17 protein-coding genes and 1 riboswitch are annotated in these 16810 nt (G+C 43.7%); of the genes, 8 read left to right on the forward strand and 9 right to left on the reverse strand.

From position 1 onward, the window contains the following. Positions 1–59: 59 nt before the first annotated feature. From VK097_RS00630 to VK097_RS00650, 5 genes are all read right to left on the reverse strand, one after another. The gene (locus tag VK097_RS00630; RefSeq protein WP_324209861.1) at positions 60–1553 is read right to left on the reverse strand and encodes a BCCT family transporter; all 1494 of its coding nucleotides are present in this window, start codon (positions 1551–1553) and stop codon (positions 60–62) included. A gap of 208 nt (positions 1554–1761) precedes the next feature. Further along, positions 1762–3012, reverse strand: coding sequence for a D-alanyl-D-alanine carboxypeptidase family protein (locus tag VK097_RS00635; RefSeq protein ID WP_324209862.1), 1251 nt, complete (start codon positions 3010–3012; stop codon positions 1762–1764). Positions 3013–3044: 32 nt separating this feature from the next. Continuing rightward, positions 3045–3722: a hypothetical protein gene (locus tag VK097_RS00640; RefSeq protein WP_324209863.1), complete on the reverse strand. Its 678-nt coding sequence runs from the start codon at positions 3720–3722 to the stop codon at positions 3045–3047. After that, positions 3719–4264 (reverse strand): sigma-70 family RNA polymerase sigma factor, encoded by a 546-nt coding sequence (locus VK097_RS00645; RefSeq protein WP_324209864.1) that lies wholly within the window; start codon positions 4262–4264, stop codon positions 3719–3721. Before VK097_RS00645 ends, VK097_RS00640 begins: the two co-directional genes overlap by 4 nt. A gap of 289 nt (positions 4265–4553) precedes the next feature. Next, positions 4554–4997 (reverse strand): DUF5392 family protein, encoded by a 444-nt coding sequence (locus VK097_RS00650; RefSeq protein ID WP_324209865.1) that lies wholly within the window; start codon positions 4995–4997, stop codon positions 4554–4556. Positions 4998–5380: 383 nt separating this feature from the next. On the opposite strand from VK097_RS00650, the gene csaA reads away from it, so the two are divergent. The 5 genes from csaA (at position 5381) to VK097_RS00675 (ending at position 9129) form a co-directional block, all read left to right on the forward strand. Further along, positions 5381–5713 carry a chaperone CsaA gene (gene csaA / locus VK097_RS00655; protein WP_324209866.1) on the forward strand — a complete coding sequence of 111 codons (333 nt, stop codon included), beginning with the start codon at positions 5381–5383 and terminating at the stop codon, positions 5711–5713. A gap of 30 nt (positions 5714–5743) precedes the next feature. Beyond that, positions 5744–5893: a hypothetical protein gene (locus VK097_RS00660; protein ID WP_324209867.1), complete on the forward strand. Its 150-nt coding sequence runs from the start codon at positions 5744–5746 to the stop codon at positions 5891–5893. A 217-nt stretch (positions 5894–6110) separates the two neighbouring features. Next, positions 6111–6497, forward strand: coding sequence for a VOC family protein (locus tag VK097_RS00665; protein WP_324209868.1), 387 nt, complete (start codon positions 6111–6113; stop codon positions 6495–6497). A gap of 188 nt (positions 6498–6685) precedes the next feature. Then, positions 6686–8068, forward strand: a complete 1383-nt coding sequence (locus VK097_RS00670; RefSeq protein ID WP_324209869.1) for an FAD-binding oxidoreductase — start codon at positions 6686–6688, stop codon at positions 8066–8068. Between the two features lie 182 nt (positions 8069–8250). Further along, positions 8251–9129: a cytochrome c oxidase assembly protein gene (locus tag VK097_RS00675; protein ID WP_324209870.1), complete on the forward strand. Its 879-nt coding sequence runs from the start codon at positions 8251–8253 to the stop codon at positions 9127–9129. A gap of 128 nt (positions 9130–9257) precedes the next feature. Here VK097_RS00675 and VK097_RS00680 read toward each other — a convergent pair whose 3' ends face one another. Next, complete coding sequence (locus VK097_RS00680; protein ID WP_324209871.1) at positions 9258–10364, reverse strand: 5-methyltetrahydropteroyltriglutamate--homocysteine S-methyltransferase; 1107 nt, start codon at positions 10362–10364, stop codon at positions 9258–9260. A gap of 120 nt (positions 10365–10484) precedes the next feature. Beyond that, a riboswitch (SAM riboswitch) is annotated at positions 10485–10581 on the reverse strand. Between the two features lie 202 nt (positions 10582–10783). On the opposite strand from VK097_RS00680, the gene VK097_RS00685 reads away from it, so the two are divergent. Next, a complete protein-coding gene (locus VK097_RS00685) occupies positions 10784–11710 on the forward strand; it encodes a DMT family transporter (protein ID WP_324209872.1) in 927 nt (308 codons plus the stop codon). A gap of 57 nt (positions 11711–11767) precedes the next feature. Then, positions 11768–12031 (forward strand): hypothetical protein, encoded by a 264-nt coding sequence (locus tag VK097_RS00690; RefSeq protein WP_324209873.1) that lies wholly within the window; start codon positions 11768–11770, stop codon positions 12029–12031. Positions 12032–12071: 40 nt separating this feature from the next. Here VK097_RS00690 and VK097_RS00695 read toward each other — a convergent pair whose 3' ends face one another. The 3 genes from VK097_RS00695 to VK097_RS00705 form a co-directional block, all read right to left on the reverse strand. Further along, entirely contained in the window at positions 12072–12260 is a 189-nt protein-coding gene (locus VK097_RS00695) for an aspartyl-phosphate phosphatase Spo0E family protein (protein ID WP_324209874.1), read from the reverse strand. Between the two features lie 385 nt (positions 12261–12645). Then, positions 12646–13347: an NAD-dependent protein deacylase gene (locus tag VK097_RS00700; RefSeq protein WP_324209875.1), complete on the reverse strand. Its 702-nt coding sequence runs from the start codon at positions 13345–13347 to the stop codon at positions 12646–12648. 127 nt (positions 13348–13474) lie between these two features. Next, positions 13475–15049, reverse strand: coding sequence for a BCCT family transporter (locus VK097_RS00705; protein WP_324209876.1), 1575 nt, complete (start codon positions 15047–15049; stop codon positions 13475–13477). Between the two features lie 570 nt (positions 15050–15619). On the opposite strand from VK097_RS00705, the gene VK097_RS00710 reads away from it, so the two are divergent. Further along, on the forward strand, positions 15620–16537 hold the full coding sequence (locus VK097_RS00710; protein ID WP_324209877.1) for a DUF7916 family protein: 918 nt from the start codon (positions 15620–15622) through the stop codon (positions 16535–16537). Positions 16538–16810 lie beyond the last annotated feature (273 nt).

Genomic DNA, 16810 nt, shown 5'->3' on the forward strand with positions numbered 1-16810 from the left:
GCAGAATAAAAGCCGCCCTGCACGCTGAATAGCATGCAGGATGGCTTTTAAAAGTTTCATTAGTTGCGTCCTTTAATCGCTTGCGTTTCTTCGTTGAGTGCTTTAAACAGTGCAATAATCATAAGTATCATCACAAACGAGAACGGGAGTGCCGCGACTATGATGGTATTCTGAATCGCCTGCAGTCCCCCGACATAAAGTAAAATCAATGCAACGGATGACTGGGCAATCCCCCATGCAATCTTCACTCTATTTGGCGGCTCAAGCGAACCGTGAGTCGATTGGATTCCAAGAACGAATGTTGCTGAGTCGGCAGATGTGATAAAGAATGAGCCAATCAGCAGAATCGCGATGACTGACAGAATAAGTGACAAGGGCAGTTGATCAAACATATTGAACAGTACCAACTCAGTTGTGTATTGTGTCAGTTCAACACCGCTGTTTTGCATGTTACCTGCTGTCGTACCAAACGTCGCATACCAAATGGCAACAAGCAATGTCGGCAAAATCAATACACCGGTCATAAATTGGCGGATAGTACGTCCGCGTGATACACGGGCAATGAACATTCCGACAAATGGCGCCCATGAGATCCACCATGCCCAATAGAATATGGTCCACCCATCAAGCCAGGCGCGGTTGTCGCTTTCCAGTGGTGCCGTACGGAAACTTGTTTGAATGATGTTTTGCATGTACATGCCAAAGGTCTCGGTAAACATGTTAAGGATGAGCAATGTCGGACCGATAACCAATACAGCAATCAGCAGGATAATGGAAAGCACCATATTAGTATTTGATAAATATTTAATGCCTCTGCTCAAACCGGACCATGCTGAGATAAGAAACAGCAGCGTCACAGCGGTAATAATGATGAATTGTGCGGTGAAGCCAACCTCGAAATCAAACAAATGTGCCAGCCCGCCGTTAATTTGTACAGCGCCGAAACCGAGTGAGGTGGCCACCCCAAAAACGGTTGCAAAGACAGCAAGCACGTCAATCAATGTGCCAAGCGGACCATCCATCTTTTTACCGAATAATGGTTTCAGTGTTGTGGAAATCAGTCCCGGCTCGTCTTTTCGGAACTGGTAGAAAGCCAGTGCCAGTGCTGTAACACCATACATGGCCCACACATGGAGCCCCCAATGGAAGTAAGCGTATGTAAGACCCTCCTTGAATGCCTGATCAGAGCCAACTTCTGCTGTCGGAGCATCTGACATATAGTGGAAGAGCGGTTCAGCGGCACCGTAAAACACGAGCCCGATTCCCATTCCCGCTGAGAAAAGCATGGCAGTCCATGTTAATGTTGAGAAGTCAGGACTGTCGTTATCCTTTCCCAATCGGATTTTGCCCATTGGACTAAGGGCAATAAAAATGGCCACGATAACCAGTGCGGACATGAGGAGCATGTAATACCATCCGAATGTCGTGGCCACGTAAGATTTGATGCTTCCGGTTATTTCCTCAAATTGAGCCGGAAATACAGCTCCGAATATAACGGTTATGATGACTAAAGTAACTGTGATGTAAAAAACCCTTGATACGTTGTTTTTCATGAAACCCCCTGGTGAATTTTGACGTAGTGACAATGATATGTATAATCTTATCATATGGACAAATGATCCCTATGCAACGTTAAAAGAACCGCTATTTTTATTATTATACGCCAATGCTTAAGAAATACAAATAATATTTAATGGACAGTCACAGACAGGAGATATAACAGTTAAAAACTGCTCCAAATTGAAATGGAGCAGTCATTTTTTACTGGACGCCAAGGAATTTTTCAAGCGTTATATTCTGTACATCAATTGCCCTGGCACTCTTTCCAACATAACGCAGATGCCACGGTTCATATTGATAACCGGTTATACTCGTCTTGCCTTTTGGATAGCGGATAATGAATCCATATTCGCTGGCATGTTGTTTGACCCATTGACCTTCATCGGTATTGGCAAATTCTGTGGTCAGTTTGAACCCGATGTCAGCACTTGTGACATCCATCGTGAGTCCGGTCTGATGCTCGCTTTCACCGGCCTGAGCGCTAAATTGATTAGCCGTTTCTTTGCCATGTTCCCGGACATTTGATGCAAAAATAGCTTCCTGCCGATCGTATGAACGATAACCGGATTGTGCAAAAAGGTCAATACCGGCTTTGTCCCCGGCGGCAAACATTTTTTCAAGCGCGTTTGCTGCTGACCGGCGCATTTGCTTTTTTGGCAAGTCGGCATCAAACGGGAAACGGACATCCGGTATGACAAGATTATCCGGGACGTAACCTGCCGGCAATTCGTGGCTTTTATTGACCAGGGCGAGAATGCTGGATGGATCGGAAATGACATTGTTTTGATCTTGATTCGTATCCTGATTGTGATCCTGTTTGTCTTCAGTTTGTTCCTCATTGATTTTCTCTTTACTGATGCCGCTTCCGGGCGTAATGTTCAGTTGCCCATTGATTGCTTTTTTTATAGACTCCCGTGTGCCCGGGCCATAGACACCGTCAACCGTTAAAGCTGACTGCTGTGCCTGAAAATCTTTTACCGCCCAAGCGGTAGCGGGTCCAAACACACTGTCTTCCGTCAATGAGTAGCCCATTTTATTGAATGCTGACTGTATCATGTTTACCTTATTGCCTCGGTCACCTTTTGTTAATGTACCATCCGGCAGCATCCTTTTGTCGTTAACGCTTGAATTCTGATTTTCGGAAGAGATATTATCATCCTCCGGGGTATTTGTGTTTTTCTTATCAGTGTTTTCTTCGTTTTGGTGTTGCGACTCATTCTTTTGTTTATTACTCTCATTTTGGTTGTCATCGTCTTTTTGTTTACTGTCGTTTTTTTGTGATGTTTCATTGTTAGACTGGTCAGAGTTGTTTTTCTGTTTCTCCGTTGTCTGCTGTTCCGCCTGTTGGCTGCCGTTATCATTTGCAACCTGCTCATTACTTGTGCAAGCTACAAGTGTAATGAAGCATAGAATGGCTGCCAGCAACGGCAATCCTGCTTTTTTAACAGACATCAATGTCACCTCCTGGGTTGTTAATTGTCTTTTTATTGGCTTTCCGGAAAATTCACCTTTCGCTCCCGGATAGTCCAGTGATCATCCTGGTATTGATAGGTAATATTTATTCGGTATCGTCCGCTTAGCTGGTTTTCCACCGTCTGGGCAAGTTCAAATTGTGTATCGCTGTTTTTGGTCAGGTCGTAGTCATTTTCTGTACTGAAATATACCGGTTTGTCAGATTCACTTACATACAAATCTCCGTCAGCTTCCCGGAAAAAATCGTCAGCAGTTTGTTCAGCCAGATTTTGACTCATGACCTCGGTAAACGTGTTGATTAATTCATCCTTACTATTATAATTGACTACCTCGAGTCCGTCGATTTCCGGATCGACCAAATCACGGTACCGTTTTTCCAGCTCTTCAACCGGGGGCGTTTCCGGTGTGATTTCAGATGCTTCTTCGGTAACAGCCTGGTCTTTCTCCACAGCCAAATTTTCTTCCGGCGTTGACGTCTGATTCTGAAGCGAATCGATGACGAAATAACCGGGAATCATCAATAAGATGATTAATGCAGCTGCACTTAATGTTGTTTTCCCCCAACCTGCGTACCTGCGCTTTTTATTGATGGCAGATATGCGCTGCATCACCTGCTGACGACTCTTTTCCGAGAATTGGATGTCATTCAAAGTGGATTTTTTGGAAAAATCGTTAAGTCTGTCTTTCATTTCCGGTCTCCCTCCAGTCTTTCCTTCAGCATTTGACGTCCTCTTCGTAATCGGGACGAGACTGTCGGTACTTTGATTTTCAATAATGCACTGATTTCATTGATCGACATTTCCTGAAAGTGATAACAGATAATCGCTTCTCTGTACTTGAAAGGCAGCGCTAGGACTTCTTCCGTCAGTTCGTCATGTTGAATTCTTTGTGACAGCTCTGTTTCCGGAGACGGAGCCGTGCCCCGGAGCCGGTGCATAAACTTGGCATTCAGATTAAGGTTTTTCACCCACCCGCTCCGGAAATGGTCTTTGCATTTATTGACGGTAATACTGTTGATCCAGGCTTTAACAGCCGTGTTTTTCTTAAGATGATGCATCTTTTTATAGCATTTAATAAAAACTTCCTGTGCTATATTTTCCGCAATCTGTACATCTTTGACATAGGAGTAGGCCAGTCTGGTGACCTGTGCCCCGTATTGAGTCATCAGTGTTTGGATCAGCTGATCTTTATCGATTTGGTTGTTTCGGTATTGCTCGACGAGTTCTTCCAACGGAGCACCAACCTCCCGTCTTATTGTCCTCTGATTATTAGACGAATCAAATCATAAAATCATTCAACTGTGTGGATAGAATTTGCTATAGTCATTATAAAATAGATTGAAAGGGGAATTAACATAAGAATTAAGTATTTTGGTGGAAATCATGCAGATTTTACGGCATTGGTAAATTGTAAAAGAGAATGTCACCGTGATACCCGGGGGGTCAACCTCAAGTGATTTTGGGGAAAATGGCAGAGTAAAAAAAGGAGAATCCCATGATGTGGGGTTCTCCATTGGAACTTCAGTTTTCCATCATTTTTTTCCGTCGGTGTTCTTCTGACAGGAAGTTAAAGAAGGTTTGCATGCTGAATTTTGGCTTGGCTTTCACATTATTGATGTACTGATTTTTCATATAATCATTCACATGCTCGCTTTCCTTAATCCGCTTAATGATATGATCCATCCCGATTTGCCGTATTTCTTTATTCATATGCTTGGATTCTTTATACAGTGCGGCACCAATCGCACCTAACAAGGCGTAGATGCCCAGCGCAAGCATCATGTCTTGACTGTACCCTTCAATAACCAGCATGAAAAATAGATTGATAATCGAAATACTCAATAAAGGAAGGGCAACAAACATATATTTGGAACTTTTCTTGAGTTTTGGTTTGACCAGCTCATCAATAATCTCCAGTTCCTTCTCAATGAATGTGGGCATCCCTTTGGACATGAATTGATTCATATATCTTCTCCGCTCCTCAAAAATGATTTAAACAAGTTTATATCGTGAATCGGCTTCAGGTTGTGCCGATCAAAATGCTCCATGGTATGAAAAAAGACCTGCCGATTCGAATGGCAAGGTCTTGCTAACAACTGTCCGTTGCCAGCAAAGCCGGGAATATGAGGTCCACTCCGAAATGACGGCTTTGCTGTAAAAGCTACTCCCCTTAAGGAATTTATTCTTATTTTTATTATATAATGATAGCCGTTATTTGTCATATTAAAAGCTTAATATAGAATTTTTTGCTCAGTTACGGCAAAAAAGCAGGAATATACAAGCACTTTCGCGAAATTGTTAATTGGGGCATGGTTGTCCCGCAGGAAAATTATTTGGAGGGATTTACGTTGGCTACGATTGATGACTTTATGGAAATTGAAATGCGTGTTGGTACGGTCTTAAAGGCTGAACCTTTTCTGGAAGCCAAAAAGCCGGCCATTAAACTGGAGATAGATTTTGGTGAGGCGATTGGAACGAAACAATCCTCGGCACAGATTACCCGGAGATATGAGCCGGAAGAGCTGGAGGGACGCCAGGTTGTCGGTGTCGTGAACTTCCCGCCGATGCGGATTGCCGGATACAAATCTGAAGTTCTGGTCATTGGCGGTGTCCAGGAGGAAGATGACGTTGTGCTGCTGAGACCGGATGAACCGGTTGCGAATGGTACGCGGATATCGTAGTGAGTGATTGAATGGGGGAGGAGGCGTTCGATGCCGACGTGGAATTCGCCAAAGTTCACAGGAAATTCGCTGGAGTTCACAATTAAATCGCCAAAGTTCACAATTAGTCCAATCAATACAAGTAACCTTGGAAAGGAAGTCAGACATGGAGCTGACATTAAAAAATCAATCAACAAGTAAAGGTACGTCCATTTCATGACGATGATTTTACTGCGATACAGCAGTTGAATCATGCTGAGGGGTATGCTGAGGTTGATTCTACTTGGTTCCATAAAAAAACATCATCCAAAACGTCTCCATAATCATTTCAGAATGGATATGGGGACGTTTTTTGATAGCAACTTTAAAATATTCCAACATTCCTGCTATAATAGAAATAACTGAATGGAGGATCGACATGCGGATTAAAATCACAAGTGTATTTGTAGAAAATCAGGAGAAAGCCTTGCAATTTTATACGGAAGTTCTTGGGTTCCAGAAAAAAATGGATATGCCGGCAGGGGACTTTAAATGGCTGACCGTTGTATCGCCGGAAGAGCCGGATGGGGTTGAACTGCTCCTGGAGCCAAATGAAAACGATGCGGCAAAGGCTTATCAAAAAGCGATTTATGAACAGGGAATCCCAATCACATCATTTGTCGTTGATGACATTAATAAGGAATATGATCGCTTGAAGGAGCACGATGTGGAATTTTCGATGGAGCCGACTGAAGCAGGACCTGTCACATTTGCGATTTTTGATGATACGTGCGGCAACCTGATTCAAATCTCACAGGCCCGCTAAAGTGAAACTTCATTCAGTGGTGCGCTTTGCCGCCACTGAATGTTAGTTGAGCCGAATCGGACATTTCCTGGCAGTTGAATTCCCGACTAATCTTCTTTGTTTTCACCTCATCGTCATGAAGAGGGGGTCTTACTGCCAGTTACATGCGGAGTAAAGGATAAGGCAAAAACAATAGGGGGAATGTATTTATGGAGGGGACACAAACGAACACAAAACTGGTGGAGGAATTGCAGCAAGTTTTGGCAAAAGATCGTGTTACCACGAATCAGACGATGCTGGAGCAGCACAGCTCGGATGAATCATATCACACACCGCATTTGCCGGATATTGTTGTGTTTCCGGAAAATGCAGATGAAGTGAGTGAAACGGTTAAACTGGCAAATAAGTACGAAATACCTGTTGTGCCATATGGCTACGGGTCCAGTCTTGAGGCCAATGTCATCCCGGAGCACGGTGGGATTGTGATTGATTTTGCCAACATGAACAAAGTGCTGGAAGTTCGCGAGGATGATTTTCTTGTGAAGGTGCAGCCTGGTGTCACCCGGTCGCAGCTGGACAAAGAGTTAAAAAAGTACGGCCTGTTTTTCACAGTTGACCCCGGTGCAGATGCAACGCTTGGGGGCATGGCATCGACCAACGCGAGCGGGACAACTTCGGTCAAATATGGCATTATGCGGGACAATGTGCGTGATATGGAAGTTGTACTGGCAGATGGCACCATTATACATACCGGCAGCATGGCGGCAAAATCGTCGTCCGGCTACAACTTGAACGGACTTTTTATCGGTTCGGAAGGGACACTTGGCTGTTTTACCGAGCTGACACTGAAAGTCATCGGGATTCCCGAGCATATTATGGCTGCCAGAGCGGAATTTACCAGTGTGGATGATGCAGTTGATGCTGTCATCGCCATCATGCAAGCCGGTATTCCAATTGCCCGTGTGGAATTGGTCGATGAAGAATCGATTAAGCAAATGAACCGGTATAGTGAAACAGATTATAGTGAAGTACCGACATTATTTTTGGAACTGCACGGTAATGAAGCAGGCCTGAAGCATGATATTGCGTTCATGGAGGAAATCGTCAGTGACATGCGCTGCCGGCAGATTGAATTCGAAACGGAAACCGCCGGACGTAACAAACTGTGGGAGGCCCGGCATAATGCAGCCTATGCATTCATTCATAATCACCCGGGCAGAAAACAAATGGTCACCGATGTCTGTGTGCCGATATCCGAATTGGCCGGTGCGGTTAAAGATGCAAGAGTAGCCATTGGCGAATCAGGGCTTTCCGGCGGCATTGTCGGACATGTTGGTGACGGGAACTATCATATTCTGCTGATGCTTGACCCGGACAATCCGGATGATATTGAGCGTGCCAACCAGGTGAACGAACGGATTGTCGGTTACGCACTCGAGCGCGGCGGTACCTGCACCGGCGAACATGGTGTCGGCACAGGCAAACAGAAATATCAGAAACGTGAACACGGTGAGGCGCTCGGTGTCATGCGCAAAATTAAGCAGGCACTCGATCCTGAAGATCTTTTGAATCCTGGAAAAATAATTGAGTGAAGCGGAAACACCTTGGCACTGCCAAAGTTCCCGCTAATACTCGATCGAAATGGACACTAATGTGAAGTGCGGCGTAGTAAGCTCATCCCGCAATTCGAAAGTGATTTGTATCAATTTTCTTCATAATTTGGTAAACTAAAAGGGACAAAAGCCAGCCGGCGAAAGAATGGTGGTGATTCAGAATGGGCTCTTTACTTGCCGATTATGCGTGGTATGAACTGGTTAGCCCCGTTACTCTGGTGACGGCGGTGCTGCTTTGTTATTGGTATGGAAAAACAATTATCAGATCACCTCACTATAACGTGACAAGTAAGCATAAGACTTATTTTTTCTCAGCAGTCATTTTATTCTATCTTGTGGAAGGGTCACCATTTGCTCTGGCTGCTGATGATTATTTGGTCAGTGCGCTGGTATTTCAGTTGTCTACGATGGCCTTTATTGTGGCGCCGCTATTTATTCTGAGTTTCCCGAAAGCATATCTGAAAATCTTTTTCTGGCGTCACAAACGGTCAAAAATTGCCAAATTCTTATTTGCGCATCCATGGCCGCTGGCGGTCGTATTCAATGGCCTTGTCACGGTATTCCTTATCCCGTCGGTTTTTAATGCCGTTACTGGAAATGCGCTGCTGCAGTTTCTCTATGAGGTATTGCTCGTGACATTCGCACTTCTTACATGGTGGATCATCATTCAGCCATCGAGGGAAATATCCGATCATAGCTATTTCATGCGTGTGGCCTATGTATTTTTCACCGCATTGTTTTTAATGCCGATTGGTATTTTCCTGTTGGTCATACAGGATCCGATGTATACCTCCTACACAGCGGTTTCCGGCGAACTGCTTCCTGCATTGACAGCTGTTTATGATCAGCAGCTGGCAGGCGGTGTGCTGAAATTTCTGCAGTTGTCCAGTTACTCGGTCGCTCTGTTTTACCTGTTGAAAATGTGGGGGTTGCAGGAGGAAGAAAACGAAGGAAAAGTGGATGACGATACGCGTGTTGTTCAAGGTGTCGTCATTAAATTGAATGAGCGCAACAGACGAAATAAAGGGAAAAAACGATAAATTATACACTTGCCAAACTTTGACAAACAATTACTCAATGAAATTCCAATTATAGGCGGAACAGTTTAGCGGCAATTTTATGGGAGCAAAAAACAGCTCGCAGAAATCATCTGCAAGCTGTTTTTTCGTTATCCCCAAACTTCTTTTGCCACATCCACAATGAATTTCAGCTTTGCCCATTGCTGTTCTTCACTCAGTTCGTTGCCGTGATGGGTGGAAGCAAAGCCGCATTGCGGACTCAGACACAGCTGGTTCAACTGGACATATTCTGATGCTGTTTTGATGCGGTCAACCACGTCTTTATTGTCTTCCAATGCGCCCGTTTTCGATGTCACCACACCGAGCACAACACGCGGCCCATCTTCCGGAATGTATTTGAGTGGGTTGAATCCCCCTGAACGCTCGTCATCATATTCAAGGAAAAATCCATCTACTTTACCCTTCGCAAACAGTTTTGGGGCAATACGGTCATAACTGCCTTCAAATGCCCATGTTGAGCGGTAATTGCCGCGGCAAAGATGTACCGTAACGGTTAAATCGTCCGGTTTCTTCGCAAGGCTTTCATTCAGGACTCGGACAGCCAAATCAATCAGAAAATCCCGGGCATCACCGGAGTCCTCATTCCAAGGCACGCTGTCTGCCGCAAGTCCTGCAATATATACATCATCCAACTGCAGGTAGCGAAGACCCGCGTCGTAAAACGCCTGAACCGCATCCTGGTATGTTTGGATGATATCTTCAGCATATTTCTCCAGATCCGGGTAAATATCAGGGTTTCTGATCCCATCATTAAAAAACATATTCGGACTTGGGATGGCAAATTTTACGGAAGATCTTCCGTCCACGATATCAATCAAATCTTTGACATCTCCAAGAAACGGATGGTCCGGATTGAAGGAAATGTCACCCGAATTCCGGACATTATATTTTTCCGATTCTTGGCCCTGAAATGCATAACCGTGTTCAGGAACATAGCCTTCAAACCCGTTCAGATGCTCCATGAAATCAAGATGGAACCATGTCCGTCGGAACTCACCGTCAGTTACAGCCTGCAACCCCGCTTCAATTTGCTTGTCAACAACCCGTTTGATTTCTTCGTTTTCCACCTCACGTAACCGGTTGGCGGAAATCGTGCCGTTTTGAAATTCACTTCTAGCTTCATGCAGCCGGTCAGGGCGCAGCAGACTTCCAACGTGGTCTGCACGGAATGGTGCTTTTGTTACAGTTTGAGTCATTGTCATACCCTCTTTCTGTTAAAATTTGGTTTTGGATACAAGGTGATTGATAACCGAATCAATAACGGAAACGTAAAAAACCTCTTCAGATAAGAAGAGGTTTGAAATTCATCATCACTCTTCTTATCTGTAAGCATTACGCCTTCTGGAATTAGCACAGTCATAGACCGATGCTGAGGCTTCAAAGGGCCAGTCCCTCCGCCTCTCTGGATAAGAATGTTTTAATTCAATTATGAGATTAATGAACAGATTACACCAGTTATATTTGAATGTCAAGAAGGAATTTTCAAAAAAAGAAGTCAGGTGGTTATGTTACAATAATCTATACTTACTGATATTTAACGAGGACAATACAAGTGTTATTAGAATTAATTGATGATAAAAGCCAATGTTTTAAGTGTTATAAAAAGAGGGGTTCCATGGTCTATGCTTACATCATGATGCTTTTTGTGGTGATTTTTTATGCGGGGAATATTCTAACGGGAAGGGCGATTAATGAGCTGCCGCCATTCACGATTGCGTTTTTCCGTCTGGCGGTGGCGTTTATCGTTACACTGCCTTTAGGTCTGCGCAGCGCCTGGCGATATCGTCATAAGTTTTTGAAATATAAAAAACCGTTTTTGATCATGACATTAACAGGGATTACGTTTTTCAATACGTTCATTTATAGTGCGCTGCAGTTTACAACGTCTGCGAATGTGTCCGTTCTGGAAGCGGTTATTCCGGTTGCAACGGTTGTCCTGAGTGCCATCCTTTTAAAGGAAAGACTCCGTAACGTGCAATTATTAGGGGTGCTTATATCTTTGTTGGGTGCTGTTTGGGTCGTGCTGGATGGCAACATTTTCTCGCTCGCAGCTATGAACTGGAATATCGGCGATGCCATTATGATCGGTGCAATTATATCATGGGCGGTCTATTCCATTCTGGTAAATAAATATATGCATTTGTTCCCGCAATTCGGAGCTCTTTTCGTCATGAGCGGTATTTCAGCAGTTGTGCTGCTGCCCATTGTTATGGTTGAATGGTTTATCACAGGAGTGCCAACTGAATTAAAGATTCCGTCAAACATGTTAGGACTGACTTATCTCGGCATTTTTCCATCGTTTATAGCACTCATTTTTTATAATCGTGCTGTGGGGAAGCTTGGTGCTTCACAAGCTTCAATATTTTTAAACTTTCTGCCGGTGGTCACGATGATCGGAGCATATCTTTGGCTCGATGAAACGATCACATTGATGAAGATTGCTGGTGCTTTGGTCGTCATTTCCGGTGTTATTTTGACGACAAAAAAACGTAAGGAAATGACCGAATCAAACATACGGCAAGCCGTTAACGAAATAGATTAAAATCTTACAGTTTACATAAACTAACAGAACGACTGAGAGTGATACAGGAGTGAAGTTATGGCGCTAAACGGAGAGATCGTTTCCGGAGAATTTGACTCGAGGGCTCAAGCATTTATACTGCAAAAGGTGAAGCATTTCTCTACCGAAACAATCCTTAGCAAAAAGCAGCTGAATGCACTTTTCGATTATTTGACTGAAAACAGACGCGAAGAGGACGGACAAGTTCTGACGTTATATGATCAAGTGCTCGTCCGTCTGAATCAGGAGGAAGTTGAGCAATTTATAAATGACCTTGATACCATCAAGTCCCGGTTTCAGTAATTCTGATTTAATATACAAGTCATTTGTCCGGATTCAGGGATCATCCAGTGAGCTCAAAGTCCCTGTTGCTTTTATACATGTTTAAAAGTTTGTCAAGTTGCTGACTGCACCTTATTGTTTTTTGATCTGTTAAGCCATATGTCAATCCCGCTTCAATCATTTCCTTTTGTTTGGCCAGGATAGCCATTTCCAACCCCGATTGTTGCGGTTTTGCTTCAAAAACTTTCATATATATCCACCTTTCATAATATGTAAAATTATCGGGACCTTTGACTTAAAAACGCGCACAAAAACTATTATGTCCATTACTGATATCAAACGCAATAGATTCTACAAACAAAGTCAAAACATTACATAATGCGACATAATTTATCAGAAAGGGAGATTGAATTAGATTTAAAAAAGGGCGGGAATGCGAGTCATGATCAATTTTTGTAGGCAGATGTAGTTTCAGGTGTTCCAGACAATACAAATCCCCGATCCTAACAAGCTTCCCGTCGTATATGAAAGGCGAAAAAGAGGGTCCGCGATGAATTGGAGGATGGACCGCATTCTTGTGTTGACAGCGGGGCAGGCGGAGGAAAAGGCGTTCAGGAAGTGCTGCAAACTTCAACTCAGCTGTCCCATTCTCCCAGCACGTCGCCGATTTCTCTTGAATGAATGACCTCATCGGCATATTTGTTAAGGTCAGTCGGATCCCGGTTGACAATCACCAGCCTGGCACCATTTTCCTTGGCGATCAACGGAAACTGATTGGCCGGTGTGACACTCAATGAGGATCCCAGCACAATAAACAGATCAGCTTTTTCTGACTCAGCCAGCGCAAATTGGAAAGCGTCCTGTGGAAGCATTTCCCCGAACAGTGTGATCGAAGGCCGCAAAATGCCGTCGCATTCGCAATAGTATTCCTGATTGACGTATTCCTCACTGTTGTATTCTTTCCCGCACGACTGGCAGTGCAATTTAGTTAGGGTGCCATGCAGTTCGGCAACATTTTGATTGCCTGCTTCCTGGTGGAAACCATCGACATTTTGCGTAATGATCGACTGGACAAGTCCTTGCTTTTCCCATTCTGCTAAAATCTGGTGCCCTTTATGCGGCTTATAATCCTTTACACTTTGCACCCGCGTCCGGTAAAAGTCGATGAAAGCCTCAACATTATTGTTCAATGCATCGGTACTGGCAATTTTGCTTGGATCTTTCTGATTCCACAATCCCTGATTGGCCGAGCGGAAATCAGGCAGACCGCTTTCCGTAGACATGCCGGCACCGGTAAAAACAACCGTATGATTCGATTCGTTCAGCCAATGTTTCATGAGTTATACCTCCTTGTGATTGACCTCATATGAAAAATGTATCACGTATTATGTGTTCTCACAATTAAATGATTCCCATTCTAAATGGTTTTGACAGTCATTTCCATCGCCTGCTCTTAGCAGGGTTTTACTTCTTCCGCTTTTCTTTCTGATCAATATGAATGGTAGGCGGTTGATAATCCTTGGTAGCACGGATATCTTCATTGGATGCCCGCATAAAAGACCAGGCCAGGAGCCCCATAATAAACAGAACTGGGAACCCGGCGACGATACTGGCTGTTTGTAATGTCTGTAAATCACCGACATACATAAGAACCAATGGCATCAGACAAAGTGTAAAAGCCCAGAACAATCGATTCCACCGCAATGGTTCTTTTTGAACTTTCCTTTGCACAACCGCTGCAAGAATATAGGAAGAAGAATCAAACGTTGTTGCAAGAAATACGATGGCCAGTATAGTAAATAGAGTCACCATAATCCCAGCCATTGGCAATTGATCCAAAATAGCAATAATGGCAGCTTGCGGGCTCGTTTCATTCATGTACCCGATAACGTCGAAGGCTCCGGAAAGCTGCAGATGCAGTCCGTAGTTTCCCATGATGCCAAAAAAGAGAACACTGCCAATCGTGCCGTACAAAATCGTGCCGACAATCATTTCTTGAATGGTACGTCCACGGGAAATACGTGCCACGAATAAACCAACAAACGGCGCATACACAACCCACCAGGCCCAGTAAAAGACGGTCCAGGTCTCCGGGAAACCAGTTTCCGAAAAGCCCTCAACATTTGCAAGCGGTTCAAGCCATGTCGCCATTTTGAAAAAGTTATTCAAAATCAGCCCCAAACTTGTAAAGGTAGTCTCACTAATAAATAGAGTCGGCCCCATAATAAATATAAAAGCAAGAACAAAGATGGCAAGCCATAAATTTATGTCACTTAGTATTTTTATGCCACGCCGGAGCCCAGAATAGGCACTAATCGCAAAAATAGTTGTGCATACCAGCATGATAATAGTCTTAGTTGCCAGGTTGGCCGGAAGTCCCGTGATATTGTTAACACCTTGTGCTATCATCGGTGTGCCTAAGGCCAGTGTTGTCCCGGCGCCTCCCATAAGTCCGAACATGAACAGCACATCAATGGTATTACCAAGAGGCGTATCGACAGCTTTGCCGAGCACCGGACGGACCGCCTCGCTTATTTTCAGAACGGGTTTTTTTCGGACGTAGTAAAAATAAGCTATAGGCAGTGCAGGCAATGTATAGATTGCCCAGGCAATTGGACCCCAATGAAAAATCCCGTATGCCGGCGCCCATTCAATAGCTTTTTGTGATCCACTTTCAATACCAAAGGGCGGTCCCTCATAGTAAAAGGCCCACTCGATCATTCCCCAATAAAGGATACTCGACCCTATTCCGGCAGCAAATAGCATGGCTGCCCAGGAAAACGTACCAAATTCTTTATCTTCATTTTGATCTCCAAGCTTGATATGTCCGTTTTTGCTGAACGCGACAAATAACAAAAAAGCAAAAGTAGTCAAACCAAAAATTAAGTAAATAACGCCAAAGTTTTCGGTCATGAAATCGTTAGCCAAATTGACAATTACTTTGCCTGTCTCCGGAAAAACCGCTAAAGGTATTGAAACAGCAAGTAATAGAATTATAGCAGCTATAAAAGTTGGCCAATCGATTATTTTTTTGTTCATGATGTTCATCCTTTCTTAAGCCAGTTTTTCTTATGTTTGCAGGTTATCCGATGTTGTAAAACAAGTTGTCGCCAAGCAATCTTATTTAATTTTTTTAATAAACTTCAATAAGAATACAATCAATTATATTATCATAGTTTCTGTCGAAAATGAACATAGTTTGGCAGGTATTGAATTGATTCGTGATATTCGTATTGCTTATTCCCGCTTGGAATTGCTGTTTCGTCAGCCTATGATATTTGTTGTTTGAAGATACTTTTAAACGAAGGACTATTTCGACAGTCAAGCTGGAACTACTTTCATTTCTATAATCGAAACAAATTCCGTTTTGGTGACACCAAAAAATTTTTCATATACCCCCATTTTAAAGTTAGATACGATTATAATAATAGAAGACGAATCACTGCTATTGGATAAATAGTAGAATGTGCGAACCAGGCATGTTTACATAACATGCACTTTTAAGTATTTTTAAATGTGAGGCACAGTTTAATAGGCCCCATGGTGTTCCTTTTTGGCATTTGCAGTATGATGATAGTTATAAATTAAATAGAAAGGGTGTTACGGTGAATGAAGCGATTGCTGAATTGCACGGCATCTGATTTTATGGAAATGAATGGACATCAGCTGAGAGAAGCTATTGAAGCATCAGAGGGCAGGGTGGTGTTGTCCGAAGTGATTTGTGCAACGACACCGCTATATCCGGGTTTGACCAATGCGGAATATGCGGCAGCTTTCGGAGCGGATCTGATTTTGCTCAACTTAATTGACGTTGATAAGCCTAATGTTGAAGGTGTTTCTGTGGAAAATCCGCTGACAGTCATTACAGAGTTAAAAAAATTGATTGGCCGTCCTGTCGGTATTAATCTGGAGCCGGTTGATCCTGGAGCAGATGGTTCGGAGATGCTGGATAATCTGCCGGGAGGACGTACTGCAATCCCTGAATCACTGAAAAAGGCCAAAGACCTGGGTGTGGATTTTATTTGCCTGACGGGCAATCCAAAAACAGGTGTTACGAACACGGCGATTTTAAAATCGATCAGGCAGGCAAAAGAAATTTTTCAGGATGACATCATGATCATCGCCGGAAAAATGCATGGCGCCGGTGTCAGAAATGAAGCAGGCACTGGGATTGTGAGCAAGGACGTGGTGACGGAATTCGCTCGGGCGGGCGCTGACGTGATTCTTTTGCCTTCAGTCGGCAGTGTTCCGGGGACGACACTCGAGAAATCGAATCAGCTCGTTCAGACAGTCCATGAACAGGGCGCATTGGCGTTGACGGCGATTGGCACAAGCCAGGAAGGGGCGGCAAAAGAAACGATTCAGCAAATGGCATTAAAAAATAAAATGGCCGGGGCTGATATTCATCATATAGGTGATGCTGGCGAGCATGGGATTGCTGTACCGGAAAATATCATGGACTATTCGCTTGCGATTCGCGGGAAACGGCATACTTATGTAAGAATGGCCACGTCGATTAATCGATAAGAGTTGCGGCCTTTCTTTGAGACAGCTGCGTTCTGGGCGGGTGAATATCTGGCGAATCAACTGTGTAATCTTTCGTTTTAGCATGTACTGACCTGACTAATGTGATTTTCAATAGATGACCCATTAAAGCCCAAACTTCCGCATCCGGTATTGCAGGCTTTGCCGGCTGATACCAATTGTTTGTAAAGCGACTTCATGTCGATAGAGGTCTGATTTTCTTGCTCATAACTTTTCATTCTCATCACCTACATTTAACAGTTTAGTGAAATAAAA

This window comes from Lentibacillus sp., assembly GCF_035301675.1.
In the GTDB taxonomy this organism is placed as follows: Bacteria; Bacillota; Bacilli; order Bacillales; family Amphibacillaceae; genus Lentibacillus.

Bases quoted from the DNA above. Each gene is read 5' to 3' on its own strand.
- VK097_RS00630 (WP_324209861.1), bottom strand. From the start codon at position 1,553: ATGAAAAACAACGTATCAAGGGTTTTTTACATCACAGTTACTTTAGTC.
- VK097_RS00635 (WP_324209862.1), bottom strand. From the start codon at position 3,012: ATGTCTGTTAAAAAAGCAGGATTGCCGTTGCTGGCAGCCATTCTATGC.
- VK097_RS00640 (WP_324209863.1), bottom strand. From the start codon at position 3,722: ATGAAAGACAGACTTAACGATTTTTCCAAAAAATCCACTTTGAATGAC.
- VK097_RS00650 (WP_324209865.1), bottom strand. From the start codon at position 4,997: ATGAATCAATTCATGTCCAAAGGGATGCCCACATTCATTGAGAAGGAA.
- VK097_RS00660 (WP_324209867.1), top strand. From the start codon at position 5,744: ATGCCGACGTGGAATTCGCCAAAGTTCACAGGAAATTCGCTGGAGTTC.
- VK097_RS00665 (WP_324209868.1), top strand. From the start codon at position 6,111: ATGCGGATTAAAATCACAAGTGTATTTGTAGAAAATCAGGAGAAAGCC.
- VK097_RS00670 (WP_324209869.1), top strand. From the start codon at position 6,686: ATGGAGGGGACACAAACGAACACAAAACTGGTGGAGGAATTGCAGCAA.
- VK097_RS00675 (WP_324209870.1), top strand. From the start codon at position 8,251: ATGGGCTCTTTACTTGCCGATTATGCGTGGTATGAACTGGTTAGCCCC.
- VK097_RS00680 (WP_324209871.1), bottom strand. From the start codon at position 10,364: ATGACTCAAACTGTAACAAAAGCACCATTCCGTGCAGACCACGTTGGA.
- VK097_RS00685 (WP_324209872.1), top strand. From the start codon at position 10,784: ATGGTCTATGCTTACATCATGATGCTTTTTGTGGTGATTTTTTATGCG.
- VK097_RS00690 (WP_324209873.1), top strand. From the start codon at position 11,768: ATGGCGCTAAACGGAGAGATCGTTTCCGGAGAATTTGACTCGAGGGCT.
- VK097_RS00695 (WP_324209874.1), bottom strand. From the start codon at position 12,260: ATGAAAGTTTTTGAAGCAAAACCGCAACAATCGGGGTTGGAAATGGCT.
- VK097_RS00700 (WP_324209875.1), bottom strand. From the start codon at position 13,347: ATGAAACATTGGCTGAACGAATCGAATCATACGGTTGTTTTTACCGGT.
- VK097_RS00705 (WP_324209876.1), bottom strand. From the start codon at position 15,049: ATGAACAAAAAAATAATCGATTGGCCAACTTTTATAGCTGCTATAATT.
- VK097_RS00710 (WP_324209877.1), top strand. From the start codon at position 15,620: ATGAAGCGATTGCTGAATTGCACGGCATCTGATTTTATGGAAATGAAT.